The 13,873-nt window shown below is 72.8% G+C and carries 11 protein-coding genes and 2 pseudogenes; 8 read left to right on the top strand and 5 right to left on the bottom strand.

From position 1 onward, the window contains the following. Nucleotides 1-6: 6 nt before the first annotated feature. A pseudogene (locus AB0M18_RS26470) lies at nt 7-1,231 on the bottom strand (MFS transporter). Nucleotides 1,232-1,290: 59 nt separating this feature from the next. Here AB0M18_RS26470 and AB0M18_RS26465 point away from each other — a divergent pair. Continuing rightward, nucleotides 1,291-2,310: an ArsR family transcriptional regulator gene (locus AB0M18_RS26465; RefSeq protein ID WP_365762174.1), complete on the top strand. Its 1,020-nt coding sequence runs from the start codon at nt 1,291-1,293 to the stop codon at nt 2,308-2,310. Between the two features lie 40 nt (nt 2,311-2,350). Here AB0M18_RS26465 and gcl read toward each other — a convergent pair whose 3' ends face one another. Next, nucleotides 2,351-4,138: a glyoxylate carboligase gene (gene gcl, locus AB0M18_RS26460; protein WP_365762172.1), complete on the bottom strand. Its 1,788-nt coding sequence runs from the start codon at nt 4,136-4,138 to the stop codon at nt 2,351-2,353. A gap of 739 nt (nt 4,139-4,877) precedes the next feature. On the opposite strand from gcl, the gene AB0M18_RS26455 reads away from it, so the two are divergent. From AB0M18_RS26455 to AB0M18_RS26445, 3 genes are all read left to right on the top strand, one after another. Further along, a complete protein-coding gene (locus AB0M18_RS26455) occupies nt 4,878-5,243 on the top strand; it encodes a hypothetical protein (RefSeq protein ID WP_365762170.1) in 366 nt (121 codons plus the stop codon). Nucleotides 5,244-5,310: 67 nt separating this feature from the next. Next, the gene (locus tag AB0M18_RS26450; protein ID WP_365762168.1) at nt 5,311-6,099 is read left to right on the top strand and encodes a TIGR04222 domain-containing membrane protein; all 789 of its coding nucleotides are present in this window, start codon (nt 5,311-5,313) and stop codon (nt 6,097-6,099) included. A 169-nt stretch (nt 6,100-6,268) separates the two neighbouring features. Then, nucleotides 6,269-6,862, top strand: a complete 594-nt coding sequence (locus AB0M18_RS26445; protein WP_365762166.1) for a GNAT family N-acetyltransferase — start codon at nt 6,269-6,271, stop codon at nt 6,860-6,862. On the opposite strand, the gene AB0M18_RS26440 is transcribed toward AB0M18_RS26445, so the two are convergent. Both AB0M18_RS26440 and AB0M18_RS26435 read right to left on the bottom strand, forming a co-directional pair. Next, on the bottom strand, nt 6,810-8,414 hold the full coding sequence (locus tag AB0M18_RS26440) for an AMP-binding protein (RefSeq protein WP_365762164.1): 1,605 nt from the start codon (nt 8,412-8,414) through the stop codon (nt 6,810-6,812). The two genes, AB0M18_RS26445 and AB0M18_RS26440, sit on opposite strands and share 53 nt — an antisense overlap. Continuing rightward, nucleotides 8,411-10,099 carry an AMP-binding protein gene (locus AB0M18_RS26435; RefSeq protein WP_365762162.1) on the bottom strand — a complete coding sequence of 563 codons (1,689 nt, stop codon included), beginning with the start codon at nt 10,097-10,099 and terminating at the stop codon, nt 8,411-8,413. The genes AB0M18_RS26440 and AB0M18_RS26435 overlap by 4 nt, the downstream gene beginning before the upstream one ends. Nucleotides 10,100-10,265: 166 nt before the next feature. On the opposite strand from AB0M18_RS26435, the gene AB0M18_RS26430 reads away from it, so the two are divergent. Further along, entirely contained in the window at nt 10,266-11,057 is a 792-nt protein-coding gene (locus AB0M18_RS26430; RefSeq protein ID WP_365762289.1) for a LuxR C-terminal-related transcriptional regulator, read from the top strand. On the opposite strand, the gene AB0M18_RS26425 is transcribed toward AB0M18_RS26430, so the two are convergent. Beyond that, nucleotides 11,054-12,247 (bottom strand): winged helix DNA-binding domain-containing protein, encoded by a 1,194-nt coding sequence (locus AB0M18_RS26425; RefSeq protein WP_365762159.1) that lies wholly within the window; start codon nt 12,245-12,247, stop codon nt 11,054-11,056. The two genes, AB0M18_RS26430 and AB0M18_RS26425, sit on opposite strands and share 4 nt — an antisense overlap. Before the next feature lie 145 nt (nt 12,248-12,392). Here AB0M18_RS26425 and AB0M18_RS26420 point away from each other — a divergent pair, with 145 nt between their 5' ends. The 3 genes and pseudogenes from AB0M18_RS26420 to AB0M18_RS26410 all read left to right on the top strand — a co-directional run. After that, on the top strand, nt 12,393-13,511 hold the full coding sequence (locus AB0M18_RS26420; RefSeq protein WP_365762157.1) for a magnesium and cobalt transport protein CorA: 1,119 nt from the start codon (nt 12,393-12,395) through the stop codon (nt 13,509-13,511). Then, nucleotides 13,501-13,743 (top strand): hypothetical protein, encoded by a 243-nt coding sequence (locus tag AB0M18_RS26415; protein WP_365762287.1) that lies wholly within the window; start codon nt 13,501-13,503, stop codon nt 13,741-13,743. The genes AB0M18_RS26420 and AB0M18_RS26415 overlap by 11 nt, the downstream gene beginning before the upstream one ends. Next, nucleotides 13,740-13,847: pseudogene (locus AB0M18_RS26410) on the top strand (DNA-binding protein); the annotation flags it as partial. The gene AB0M18_RS26415 and the pseudogene AB0M18_RS26410, both read left to right, overlap by 4 nt. Between the last annotated feature and the right edge of the window lie 26 nt (nt 13,848-13,873).

The raw sequence follows: 13,873 nt of genomic DNA, 5'->3' as shown, positions 1-13,873 counted from the left end.
GGGCGGTCACCAACGAGAGCGCGGAACCAGGTTTACGGTCCCTGGTTCCGCGCTCTTGCGCGTGCGCCCCTTCCGCATGCGCAGCTCCTGGACGGACAGGGCCGCGGTCACCGCGAGCGAGGCGAGCGCCAGCATCGACATCGCCGTGGCGGGCGAGGCGAGTTGGGCGAGCCCTCCGGCCAGGGCCGCGCTCAGTCCCTGGAGCGCCAGCATGCCGGAGGCGTGCAACCCGAGGGCGTGCCCGCTCAGTTCCTCCGGTACGAGCGCCGTGAGCCGCTCCTGGTACAGCAGGCTCGCCGCGTACCCGACGGCCGAGACGGTGATGGCGAGCACCGCGAGCGGCAGCCCCGGCCGGAGGACGAAGATCAGGTACGGGGCGGCGAGCAGGGTCTGCAGGGGCGCCGCGAGCCGGCCCCGCCACCTCCGCGGTACGAAGCGGCCGACGGCGGTGTCCCCCGCCAGCATGCCCACGGCGGCGCAGGTGAAGAGGAAGCCGGCGCGCTCGGGGGCGTACGGCACGAACAGCGACTCGCAGCCCACGATCAGCCCGTTGGGCACCCACAGGGCCAGATAGATCCGCCGTCGGGCGGGCGAGGACCACAGCCGGGCGTTGGTCCGCCAGGTCTCCCCCGGCGAGGGCCGTCCGGCGGCGCGCGGCGCCCGCGCGGACAGGCCTCGGTAGGCGAGCAGCGCCCCGGCCAGATACAGGGCGGCGCCGGCCAGGAGCGCCCCGCGCGGCGACAGCAGCGCGAGCAGGACGCCGCCGGTGGCGAAGCCGGCGATCTGGCAGACGCCGACGGACATGTTCAGCACGGACCGGCCGAGCAGGAAGCGGCTGGGGGGGCAGGATCTCGTTGACGAGGCCGTAGCGCACGCCGCCGCCGACGGAACCGGCCAGGCCCTGGAGGAAGAGCAGCGCGAAGGCCACCGCGACCGGCAGGCCCGGCAGCGCCTGGGCGGCGGTGCCGGCCGCGAAGAGCAGCGCGACGCCGCTCAGGGCCGCGCGCGGCGGCAGCCGGTCGGCCGCGGACAGCAGGGTCGTGGCGCCGACCAGCTGGGCGAGGGCCGGGCCGAACATGGCGAGGGCGGACAGCAGTGGTGATCCGGTGGCCCGGTGGACGAGGGTGGCGAGGCCGAGGCCGGCCAGGGTCTGGGCGGCGGAGTGCGCGGATCCGCTGAGGAAGAGCGGGGTGAACTCGGGGACGCGGAAGACGTCGCGGTAGCGGGGCATGCCGCGGAGTCTCCGGGCGCGCGGTGCGGCACCGTTATTGTTTCGCGGGGAGGCGAAACATGGGCTGGTGGCGGATCGGCACGGACACTCTGGCGGGTAGCGCGTTCGTGCTCTCGCCGCTCGCCGAGACGGTCGCCTCGCTCAAGACGCTGCACGCGGGGGCGGCGACGCACCCGGGCGAGCGGGCCTGGCTCGGCCGGCACCTGTCCGCGTACCGGGATCGGCTCGCGGCCGAGCCGCTCGACGCGCTGCTCGTGCGGGCGGCGATCGGCCCCACCTGGAACGCGGACTTCCTCACCCCGACCCCGGCGGGTGACGGCGAGCGGAGTTTCGAGGAGGAGGTCGAGGCGGTCCGAGCGACCGAACCGGGCGACGCCGTCGCCCAGTTGGCGGTGGCGATCGGCGGCCCGGTACCGGAGCCGCTGTGCTCGGCGCGCGATCTGCCCGAGCGGCTCGCGGGCGTGCTCGGCTGGGTGTGGCGGGAGACGGTCCGGCCGGAGTGGGCGCGCCGGCGCCGGATCCTGGAGGCCGATGTGCTGGCGCGCACGGCGTTGTTGAGCCGCGGCGGCTGGGCGGCGGCCCTGGACGAACTGTGCCCGGGGAAGATGCGCTGGCTCGGAGACGGCCGGCTCCAGATCAACACCCGGGACTATCCCCCCCGTTCGGTCGACAGGGGGCGGCTGCTGCTCGTGCCGGTGACACCGGCCACCGGCTGGTCCTCGTGGGAGGGGACGGAACGCTACGCGATCGTCTACGCCTGCGCGGGAGTTCTGGCGGACACGGCCGGTCCGGCGGTGCCCGAGGCCTTGGCGGTCCTGCTCGGGACGGCCCGCGCCGGGGTGCTCGTACGGCTCGGATCGCCGTTGTCCACCAGCCAGTTGGTGGCGCTGACCGGCCAGGGCCTGGGGTCGGTCGGGCGCCATCTGAAGGTGCTGCGGGACGCCGGGCTCGTACGGCGGGGGCGGGCGGGCCGTTCGGTCCTGTACGAGTGGACGGAGGCGGGCGCGGTGCTCGTGGCGGCACAAGACGGCCCCCGCCCCGGTGCTTCTCGGGGCGGGGGCCGTCTCACGGCTCCCTGATCAGACCTTCAGGGCCTTGATCGGACTTTGACAGCCTGGATCAGACCTTCAGGGCCTTGATCGCGGTGGGCGCGTGGCCCGGCTCGGTGGCCAGGTCCTCGAACTCGGTGACGTCGCTCATGTCGACCGTCTTGCTCATCGCGATGTTGGTGATGCGCTCCAGAATCGCCTCGACGACGACCGGGACCCGGTGCTCGACGGCCAGCTTCTTGGCCTCCTCCAGCGCCTCGCCCAGCTTGTCGGGGTCGGTGACCCGGATGGCCTTGACGCCCAGGCCCTCGGCGACCTTGACGTGGTCGACGCCGTAGACGCCGATCTCCGGGGTGTTGATGTTCTCGAACTCGAGGTTGACCTCGAAGTTGATGCCGAGGCCGCCCTGCGCCTGCCGGATCAGACCGAGGTAGGCGTTGTTCACGAGGACGTGGACGTAGGGGACCTTGTGCTGGGCGGCGACCGCCAGCTCCTCGATCATGAACTGGAAGTCGTAATCGCCGGAGAGCGCGACGACCGGGGTCTCCGGGTCGGCGGTGGCGGCGCCGATGGCGGCCGGGATGGTCCAGCCGAGCGGGCCGGCCTGACCGCAGTTGATCCAGTGGCGCGGCTTGTAGACGTGCAGGAACTGCGCGGCCGCGATCTGGGAGAGGCCGATGGTGGTGACGTAGCGCGTCTCCTTGCCGAAGGCCTTGTTCATCTCCTCGTAGACGCGCTGCGGCTTCATCGGGATGTTGTCGAAGTGCGTACGGCGCTGCAGGGTGGCCTTGCGCTCCTGCGCGGAGGCGGCCCAGGCGGAGAAGTCCGGCAGCGTGCCGGCGGCCTTCCACTCCTTGGCGATCTCGACGAACAGCTCCAGGGCGACCTTGGCGTCGGAGGCGATGCCGTAGTCCGGGGCGAAGATCTTGCCCAGCTGAGTGGGCTCGATGTCGACGTGCACGAACTTCCGGCCCTGGGTGTAGGCGTCGAGGTTGTAACCGGTGTGGCGGTTGGCCCAGCGGTTGCCGATGCCGAGGACGAGGTCCGACTCCAGGAAGGTCGCGTTGCCGTAGCGGTGCGCGGTCTGGACGCCGACCATGCCGGCCGCGAGCTCGTGGTCGTCCGGGATGGTGCCCCAGCCCATGAGGGTGGAGATGACCGGGATGTTCGTCAGCTCGGCGAACTCGACGAGCAGGTCGGTGGCGTCGGCGTTGATGATGCCGCCGCCGGCGACGATCAGCGGGCGCTCGGACTCCAGGAGGAAGGTCAGCGCCTTCTCGGCCTGGGCGCGGGTCGCGGACGGCTTGTAGACCGGCAGTGGCTCGTAGGTCTCCGGGTCGAACTCGATCTCGGTCAGCTGGACGTCGATCGGCAGGTCGATGAGGACCGGGCCGGGGCGGCCGGAGCGCATCAGGTGGAAGGCCTGCTGGAAGACGCCGGGGACCTGCGCGGCCTCCAGGACGGTCGTCGCGGCCTTGGTGACCGGCTTCGCGATCGTGGCGATGTCGACGGCCTGGAAGTCCTCCTTGTGGAGCTTCGAGACCGGGGCCTGGCCGGTGATGCAGAGGATCGGGATCGAGTCGGCGATCGCCGAGTACAGACCGGTGATCATGTCGGTGCCGGCGGGGCCGGAGGTACCGATGCAGACACCGATGTTGCCGGCCTTGGCGCGGGTGTAGCCCTCGGCCATGTGGGAGGCGCCCTCGACGTGGCGGGCCAGCGTGTGGCTGATGCCGCCGACGTTCTTGAGCTCGCGGTAGAAGGGGTTGATCGCCGCGCCGGGCACACCGAACGCGTTGGTGACGCCTTCGCGCTTGAGGATCTCAACGGCCGCTGCGGCGGCGGTCATACGAGGCATGGGAGTGCTCCTGCTTCGGCCAGGGGACACAGGCGCGGCGGCTCCGGCAGGAGCCCCAGCGACTTGTTTCCATAATGCGGAAGTACTGTTCTGCTATACGGAAGCAATGTAGGTCGGGCGGGGGAGAGGCGTCAAGGGACGTCCTGGCACGCGATGGCCGAAGTCGCTCCCCCGGACGGCCGAATTGGTGGACGATGGGGGCGCACGTCGCAGAGGGGGTACGTCCGTGGCCGAGTCGGTAGAGGTGCGCTGTCCGGAATGCCTCCGCGCGCTGCACTACGCGGCACCCGCCTTCCCCTGCTCGTGCGGCAGGCCGCTCGCTCCTCCGGTGATCGCCGGCGCCGAGGCCGTTCCCGTCACTCATCGCAACTGGTCCGACGAGTGGGTCACCGTCCAGTGCCCGGCCTGCGCCCGCCGTTCCGACTGGCCGCACCCCGAGGTGGGCTGCGTGTGCGGGGCGGTGCTGCGGGTGCCGGTACGGGCCCCGGGCGAGGAGCCCGGGAACAGGGTCGTGCCCCCGCAGGCGACGCACGGGCGCGGACCGCGGCCGGGACGGTCCGAACGGGCGCGGGGCCTCGGGGACCGGGCGCCCGACGCTCCCCCGCCCTTCGCACTGCGGCACCCCGCACCGCCGCCGGCGTCCGGGTCGGGGTCCGGGTCGGGGTCCGGGTGCGGGTCCGGGTCCGGGTCTGTCCAGGGCAGGCCGCTCCCCGAGGCGCCGCGCCCGTCCTTCCGGCCGGTGACGATCAGGACCGCCCGGGACGCGGTCGCCGCGTCCGCCGGATACCTGCGCTGGCTGGGCTTCCGGGACGTGGTCCAGCCGGAGGAGCGCTCGGCCTCGGCCGTCGATCTGCGGGGCCCGGGTCTCGTCGCCCAGGTCGACCCGAGCACCCGGCCGACCGGGCTGCGGGCCGTCGAGTGCCTCTGGCTCAACGGGCTCAGCAACGCGGCGACGAGCGTCTGCTTCTCGCTCGCCGGCTACACCCCCGAGGCGCACGAGCGGGCGGACGGGCTCGGCATCCCGTTGTTCGTGCTCGACCTCACCGGCACACCGCAGCCCGTCAATCCCCCGGCGGGTGCGCTGCTCGCCGCCGGCGCACCCTGACGGTTTCGGCCATTCGCACGTGAGGACGGGCGCTCCCCCGGGCACAACACCTGTGGGGGTGGACGTCATGACAACGGGGATGTGGTGGTTCCTGGGGGCCGCCGTTGCTCAACTCTCCTTCGCGGCACTGCTGTTGCGTGCCCGCAGCCAGGAGCGTCCTGAGCTGCCGCCGCAGGCGCTCGCGCTGCTGCGCGGCGGGCCGCGCGCGGCGGTCGTGGTGGCGCTCGTCGCGCTGCACCAGCGCGGGGCGGTCGCGGCAGGGCGCCGGGGCACGATTCGCGCCAACGGCGGCGCCGGGCGCACACGCGATCCGCTCCAGCTCGGCGTGCACCGCTCGCTGCAGCGCGCGCTCACGCTGCGGCTGCTCGCCACCCGGCCCAAGGCCCGGCAGGCGCTCGACGCGCTCCGCGCGGAACTGGGCCGGACCGGGCTGCTCCGCCCGCCCGGGCGGCACCGGGCGGCCCGGGTGCTCCTGGTGTGCGTCCCGCTGACGGTCGCCGGGGGGCTCGCGGCGACCGGAGTGTCCGCCCCGGGGCTCGCCCTGGGCGCGGTCCCGGTGCTCGCGGCCCTCGCCCTGCTCTGCGTCCCGCCGACCACCCGCGCGGCCCGCCGCCTGCTGTCCGCCCTCCGGTCCCGCCACCCGCTGCCGGCCCACCGCCGCGAGGTCACCGACGCCCGCGACGTGCTGCTCTACGTCGCCCTCTACGGCGACCCCGCCCTCGCCCTCTTCCTCCCCCACTTCTCCCGCGACGGCGGCCTCCTCGCCCACCACCCCACCGCCCACGACGACGCCTACGCGACGGGCCGCGGCACGTCGGAGACCCCGTTCACCTGCGGCAGCACGACACCGGACTGAGGGGGGTGGGGTCGAAGGCGGGCGCCGCCGGCGTGCCGCTCGGCGGAGGGCCACCCCCGGCTGCGCCCGGACCACACGCCGGCCGCCGCACCGGCGCCGGCTCGTCCCGGCCCACCCCGAAACCCTGACTCCTTTCCTCTTTCCTCCCCGCGGCGCGCCATACTGGCGTATGCGCATCCGAGCGGCCGCACCGGCCGAACTCCCCCTGCTCCAGGACATCGAACGCGCCGCGGGCGAGGCTTTTCGGCCCCTCGGCATGGGAGAGATCGCAGACGACGACCCCCTGCCGCTGGACGTCCTGGAGGGCTATCGCGACGCGGGCCGCGCCTGGGTGGCCGTGGACGCGAGCGACCGGCCCGTCGCGTATCTGCTCACGGACACCGTCGACGGGGCGGCCCACATCGAGCAGGTCTCGGTGCATCCGGACGCCGCCCGGCGGGGTGTCGGGCGGGCGCTGATCGAGCACCTGGCGGAGGGCGCCCGGGAGCAGGGCCTGACGGCGCTGACCCTGACGACCTTCGCCGAGGTGCCGTGGAACGCCCCCTACTACACCCGGCTCGGCTTCCGCCGCCTCGACACCGGCGACCCCGCACTCACCGAGGGCCTGCGCGCGATCGGCGCCGCCGAGGCCGCGCACGGGCTGGCGGCGTGGCCCCGGGTGTGCATGCGCAGGGAGCTCGGCGTGGGGGCCGGCGCGTCCGCCGGGAAGGTCAGCCCGCCCCGTACCGCTCCCGCAGTTCCACCTTCCGCACCTTCCCGCTGACCGTCATCGGGAACTCGGCCAGGATCTCCACCCGGCGCGGGATCTTGTAGTGGGCGAGGCGGTCCCGGCAGAAGGCCGTGACCTCCGCCAGGGTGGGCGGGTCGGCCGGGTCGCGAGGGATCACGCAGGCGAGGATCTCCTCGCCGTACCGCTCGTCCGGCACGCCCACGACCTGCACGTCGGCGATCTTGGCGTATCCGTACAGGAACTCCTCGATCTCGCGCGGGTACACGTTCTCGCCGCCGCGGATGATCATGTCCTTGATACGGCCGACGATCTGGACGTAGCCGTCCTCGCGGAGCACGGCGAGGTCGCCGGTGTGCATCCAGCGGCCCGCGTCGATCGCCTCGGCGGTCTTCTCGGGCTCGTCCCAGTAGCCCAGCATCACGCTGTAGCCGCGGGTGCACAGCTCGCCGGCCGTGCCGCGGGGCACGGTGAGGCCGGTGGCCGGGTCGACGATCTTCACCTCGACGTGCGGCAGCACCCGGCCGACGGTGCCGGTGCGCCGTTCCAGGTCGTCGTCGCGGCGGGTCTGGGTGGAGACCGGCGAGGTCTCCGTCATGCCGTAACAGATGGACACCTCCGCCATGTTCATCTCGGCGACCACCCGCTTCATGACCTCCACCGGGCACGGCGAGCCCGCCATGATGCCGGTGCGCAGGGTCGAGAGGTCGTACGTGGCGAAGTCCGGCAGGTTGAGCTCGGCGATGAACATCGTCGGCACCCCGTAGAGCGAGGTGCAGCGCTCCTCCTGCACCGCGCGCAGGGTGGCGGCCGGGTCGAAGGACGGGGCCGGGATCACCATGCAGGCGCCGTGCGAGGTGGCCGCGAGGTTGCCCATCACCATGCCGAAACAGTGATAGAACGGGACAGGAATGCAGATTCTGTCCTGCTCGCTGTACGCGATCATCTCGCCGACGAAATAGCCGTTGTTGAGGATGTTGTGGTGGGAGAGGGTGGCGCCCTTCGGGAAGCCGGTGGTCCCCGAGGTGTACTGGATGTTGACCGGCTCGTCGCAGGACAGTTCGGCGGGCCGGACGCCCTCCGGTGCGGTGCGGGCGAGGAGTTCGTCCCAGCTCGGGTCGCCGAAGTAGACCGCCTCCCGCAACCGCGGGCAGCGGCCGCGCACCTCCTCGACCATGGCCCGGTAGTCGCTGGTCTTGTGGGAGAGCGAGGCGAAGAGCAGGCTGATGCCGGCCTGGTTGAGGACGTATTCCAACTCGTGCGCGCGATAGGCCGGGTTGATGTTCACCATGATGGCGCCGATGCGTGCCGTGGCGTACTGCACGAGCACCCACTCCGCGCAGTTGACCGCCCAGATGCCGACCCGGTCGCCCTTCATGACGCCGCTGCCGAGCAGCGCGTCCGCGAGCCGGTCGACGTCGGCGCCGAACTGCGCGTACGTCCAGCGGCGTCCGGTCGGCACCTCGACCAGGGCCTCGCGGTCCGGCCAGGCGGCGACGGCCCGGTCGAGGTTGGCGCCGATGGTGTCGCCGAGGAGCGGGGTGGGGCAGGTCCCGTGGGCGTACGAGAGGCCGTTCGCGCGCGTCATGCGAGGTCTCCTTCCGTGTACTCGGTGCCGGTCTCGCCGTCCGCCGTGAGCTTGCGCAGCTCGACGCGGCGGATCTTGCCGGAGACGGTCTTCGGCAGGTCGGCGAACTCGATCCGGCGGATCCGCTTGTACGGGGCGAGCACTTCGCGTGAGTGCGCGAAGAGCGCCTTGGCGGTGTCGGGGCCCGGCTCCCAGCCGGCCGCCAGCACCACGTACGCCTTGGGGACGGCCAGTCTCAGCGGGTCGGGGGCGGGGACGACGGCGGCCTCGGCGACCGCCTCGTGCTCCAGGAGCGCGCTCTCCAGCTCGAAGGGGCTGATCTTGTAGTCGCTCGCCTTGAAGACGTCGTCCGCGCGCCCCACGTAGGTGATGTAGCCCTCGGCGTCGCGGGCGCCGATGTCGCCGGTGCGGTAGTAGCCGCCGGCCATCGCCTCGGCCGTGCGCTCCGGGTCCCCGTGGTAGCCGGTCATCAGGCCGACCGGGGCGGCGGCGAGGTCGAGGCAGATCTCGCCCTCCTCGACGTCCGGCTCCCCGCTCACCGGGTCGACCAGGGTGACCCGGTAGCCGGGGCTCGGCCGCCCCATCGAGCCCTCCTTGAGCCGCTGACCAGGGCTGTTCGACACCTGTACGGCGCTCTCGGTCTGCCCGAAGCCGTCCCGGATGGTGACGCCCCAGGCGCGCCGGACGGACTCGATGACCTCCGGGTTGAGCGGCTCGCCGGCCGCGACGACCTCGCGGGGCGGGGTGGTCAGCTGACCGAGGTCGGCCTGGATCAGCATCCGCCACACGGTGGGCGGGGCGCAGAAGCTGGTGACGCCGTGCCGGTCCATCTCGGCCATCAGCCGGGCCGGGTCGAAGCGCGTGTAGTTGTGGATGAAGACGGTCGCCTCCGCGTTCCACGGGGCGAAGAGGTTGGACCAGGCGTGCTTGGCCCAGCCGGGCGAGGAGATGTTGAGGTGCACGTCGCCGGGCTTCAGCCCGATCCAGTACATCGTCGCGAGGTGTCCGACCGGGTACGAGGTGTGGGTGTGCTCGACCAGCTTGGGGCGGGCGGTGGTGCCGGAGGTGAAGTAGAGCATGAGGGTGTCGTCGGCGTGGGTCGCGCCGCCGGGCGTGAACTCGGCGGAGGCGCCGTACGCCTCCTCGTAACCGAGCCAGCTCACCCCGTCGCCGCCGACCGCGATCCGGGTGTAGTCCCCGGGCACGTCGTCGAACTTGGCGGTGTCCTCGGCCCGCACGAGCACGTGCCGGGCCCGGCCGCGGTCCACCCGGTCGCGCAGGTCGGCGGGGCCGAGGAGCGGGGTGGCGGGGATGACGACGGCGCGCAGCTTCATCGCGGCGAGCATGGTCTCCCACAGCTCGACCTGGTTGCCGAGCATGACGATCATGCGGTCGCCGGCGCGGACGCCCTGCGCGCTCAGCCAGTTCGCCACCCGGTTGGAGCGCTCCGACATCGCGGCGAAGCTCAGCTTCGTCTCGGTGCCGTCCTCCTCGACGATGTGCAGCGCGGTGCGGTCGTTGCCTGCGGCGATGACGTCGAACCAGTCGAGCGCCCAGTTGAACCGGTCGGGGCGGGGCCAGGCGAAGCCTGCGTACGCCGTCTCGTAGTCCTCCCGGTACTGGAGCAGGAAGTCGCGGGCGGCCCGGAACCTCTCCGTCGCCTCCGTCGCACTCGTCGTGGTCATGCGTCCTCGTCCTCCTCGTCGCGGCACCCATCCATTGCGGGACCGGTCCCCGACATCGTGTAATCAGTGACCCAGGTCTCACTACCCCCGTTCGGGGGTGTTGGACGCGACGAAGGAGAACAACGTGCCGGAGCGGGTCGAGGGGGTAGCGGCGGCGACAGGGGAGGTGGAGGCGGTCGGGCTGCGCGACGCGCTGCTGCGGCTTCGGCGCGCCACGGGCCTGCAGGTGGCCTTCGGCGGCCTGCTCCACGACGGCTTCACGATGCGGATCGCGGAGCTGAGCGGCGCGGTCACCCCGGCGCTGCGCGGCCTGGCCATCTCCACCGGCTCCGGCCTCGGCGGGAAGTGTCTCGCCCTGTCCCGGCCGTGCGCGGTCACGGACTACCCGTCCGCCCGCCACATCACCCACGAGTACGACGGCCCGGTCGGAGCGGAGGGCCTGCGCTCCGTGATCGCGGTGCCCCTGGTCGTACGACGAAAGGTGCGGGGCGTGCTGTACGGCGCCCTGCGCGACGCCCTGCCGATCGGCGAGCGCGTCTTCGACGCGGCGGTCGCGGCGGCCCGCGACGTGGAGCAGGCGCTCGCCGTCCACGACGAGGTGCGGCGTCTGGTGGCCGAGCGGGAGGAGATGCGGCAGGCGTACGGGGAGCTGCGCGAGCTGGCACCCCGGGTGACCGACCCCGAGCTCCGGGAGCGGCTGTGGGCCGTGTGCGGGCGCCTGGAGACGGCCTCGGGCAGCGGCGTGTCGGGGTCGGCCCCCGACGTGACCCTGACCCCGCGCGAGACGGACGTCTTGGCCGCGGTGGCCTCGGGAGCGACGAACGCCGCGGTGGCGGAGCGGCTCGGCCTGCGTCCGGAGACGGTGAAGGGCTACCTCCGCTCGGCGATGCGCAAGCTGGGCGCGCACACCCGCCTGGAGGCGGTGGTGGCGGCGCGGCGGGCGGGGGCGCTGATCTAGGGGGTGTCCTGTGGATCCTCTGGATCCTCGTGACGGATCTCGTACGGGAGACCGGCGGGTGCGAGCAGGCGCAGGGTCCGCTCGGCCTCGGAGGTGAGCGCGTCGCGCTGCGCCTTGGTGGGCCGCACGAAGGGCTCGATGGTGAGGGTGGTGCGCTCCCTGCCCTCGTCCAGGTGCCAGATCCCGGCGAGGAAGCCGTCGAGGAGGAAGGTCCGGTGGGCCTGGTTGCCGGTCCAGGTGCGGGTGCGGTGCGCGGCGGGGACGACGCGGGTGCGGTCGGCGTGCGAGAGCAGCAGGTTGTCGAACTCGGGCAGCAGGCGGGGCGGCGCGGGGGTGTCCTCGTCGGGGCGCGGCGCGTCGGGGAGGTCGAAGAGCTCGGTGCCCTGCTCGTCGCGGAAGACGAGGAGGCGGGGGCGGAGCCGTTCGAAGGCGGGCCGGAGCCGGGTGAGACCGCACCAGGTCTGCATGTCCTTGACCGAGGCGGGCCCGAAGGCGCCGAGGTAGCGCAGGACCGTCTCGTCGAGGTCGGCGGGCCGGTCGGCCGGCGGGCCCGAGTCCGGGGCGGGCGCCGCGCCGAGCCAGGTGGTGGCGCGGGCGAGGGCCACCCGCCCGCTCCGGCCCCAGAGCCCGCGGGGCGTGACCTGGACCATGGGCAGGAGGCAGCGGGCGGCGAGGCCGAGGGACTGCGGGTCGGCGTCGGGCCACTCCTGGAGCAGGCGTTCCCGCAGCTCCTTCGGGGTGCGCGGCCGTTCGTCGACCTCGGCGGCGGTCAGCTCCGTGAGCCGGTCGAGGTCGACGCCGACGAGCCCCTTGCCGAACATCCTCAGCTCGCGCTCGATCGCCCCGTCCTGGACGAGCCTGCGCAGCGGGACGGCGTCGGCGGCGGTGTGGGTGTGCACGGTGGAGCGGAGCGAGACGATACGGGCGACCCGGCGCGACTCCATCAGCTCGGACAGGTCCTCGGGGCGGAAGCCGTCGAGGCGGGCGGCGAGCGCGTAGTACGGCGGCTTGGTGTTCTGCGCCTGGAGGCCCACGAGGTGGTGGACGGCCTGCTCGGCGGTGAGCGGCGCGGGGCGGAGCAGCATCTGACGGTCGAGGGTGGCGCGGTTGAGAGCGCGGGTGGAGAGGACCGGGGGCGTCGCCCTGGTCGCCCTCGTCGCCTTCGTCGTCTTCGTCGTCTTCGGGGCCATGGCCGCACGCTAGCGGCGATTGCGGACAGCTCGGGTCCGCAAAGGGAGGTGCGGGCGCCCCGAGGCATCCCGGCGTTGTGCGTTTCGGCCGGTTATCCTGCGAAACGACCGCCTGCACCCCGCGCGTCCCGGAGGAGCCCTACCGATGTCCGACCGTCGCCCGCGTGCGGCCCGGCGCCGCACGCCGGAGCCGCCGGACTCCGCCGCGCCCGCCGAGCCGTCGCCTCAGTCGGGGTCGCAGTCGCCGAGTGTGGTGCAGGCGACGCTGTACCGGGACGGCCGCCGGGTCGCCTCCCCCGCCACCCTCGCGGAGACCTTCCGCCAGCTGCGCGAGCACCCGGACGGTATGGCCTGGATCGGCCTGCAGCGCCCGACGGAGGACGAACTCCACTCCCTCGCCGCCGAGTTCGACCTCCACGAGCTCGCCGTCGAGGACGCGATGGAGGCCCACCAGCGCCCGAAGCTGGAGCGGTACGGGGAGACGCTCTTCGTCGTCCTGCGCGCCGCCCGCTATCTGGACGCCCCGGAGGAGGTCGACTTCGGCGAGCTCCATGTCTTCGTCGGCCCCGACTTCCTCATCACCGTCCGCCACGGCGCCGCCCCCGACCTCTCGGCGGTCCGCACCCGCATGGAGGCCGACCCCGAGCTCCTCGCCCTCGGCCCCGAGGCGGTGCTCTACGCGATCCTGGACGCGGTCGTCGACGGCTACGCGCCGGTGGTCGCCGGCGTCCAGAACGACATCGACGAGATCGAGACCGAGGTCTTCGGCGGCGACCCCGCGGTCTCCCGCCGCATCTACGAACTCTCCCGCGAAATGGTCGAGTTCCAGCGCGCCACCCGCCCTCTCGTCGGCATGCTCCACGGCCTGATGGCCGGCTTCGCGAAATACGGCACGGACGAGGAACTCCAGCGCTACCTCCGCGACGTCGCCGACCACGTCACCCACACCAGCGAGCGCGTCGACGGCTTCCGCCAGGCCCTCACGGAGATCCTCACCGTCAACGCGACCCTGGTCACCCAGCAGCAGAACGCGGAGATGCGCGCCCTGGCGGAGGCGGGCTTCGAGCAGAACGAGGAGATCAAGAAGATCTCCGCCTGGGCCGCGATTCTCTTTGCACCCACACTCGTCGGAACCATCTACGGCATGAACTTCGAGTCCATGCCTGAGTTGGGTTGGAGCCTCGGATACCCCTTCGCGGTCGGTTTGATGGGGATGGTCTGCGTCAGTTTGTACGTGATTTTCAAGCGACGGGATTGGCTCTAGGGAGCGATCGGCTCCACTCGCGCCGCGCGCATGGTTTGCTCCGCGGGTCGGCAAACGTGGCGTGTCCGCGTACTTGGAGAGGGCCGCGCAACGGCAGATCGAGCGTGACAACCTGGACGAGCTGATCGCCGACTTCGACGAAGCCAACGGCCCCGCCGATCCCGAGGCCGTGGCGGCCAAGCGTGCCAAGCTCACCGGCGGCACCTCCTCCGGATCCGGGGCGGCCGCGTGAGCGGCGCGCTCATCCTGGACAGTGAGGGCCTGGCCAAAGCCGTGCGACGCGACCGCGAGGTCCACGAGTGGCTCACCGCCGCCCGCGACGCCGACCTACCCGTGGCTCCCGGCATCACACTCGGCCCGTG

The sequence above is a fragment of the Streptomyces sp. NPDC051909 genome (assembly GCF_040681095.1).
Taxonomy (GTDB): domain Bacteria; phylum Actinomycetota; class Actinomycetes; order Streptomycetales; family Streptomycetaceae; genus Streptomyces.
The sequence above is the reverse complement of the archived record's forward strand: the minus strand, read 5'-3'. Positions and strand labels throughout refer to the sequence as shown.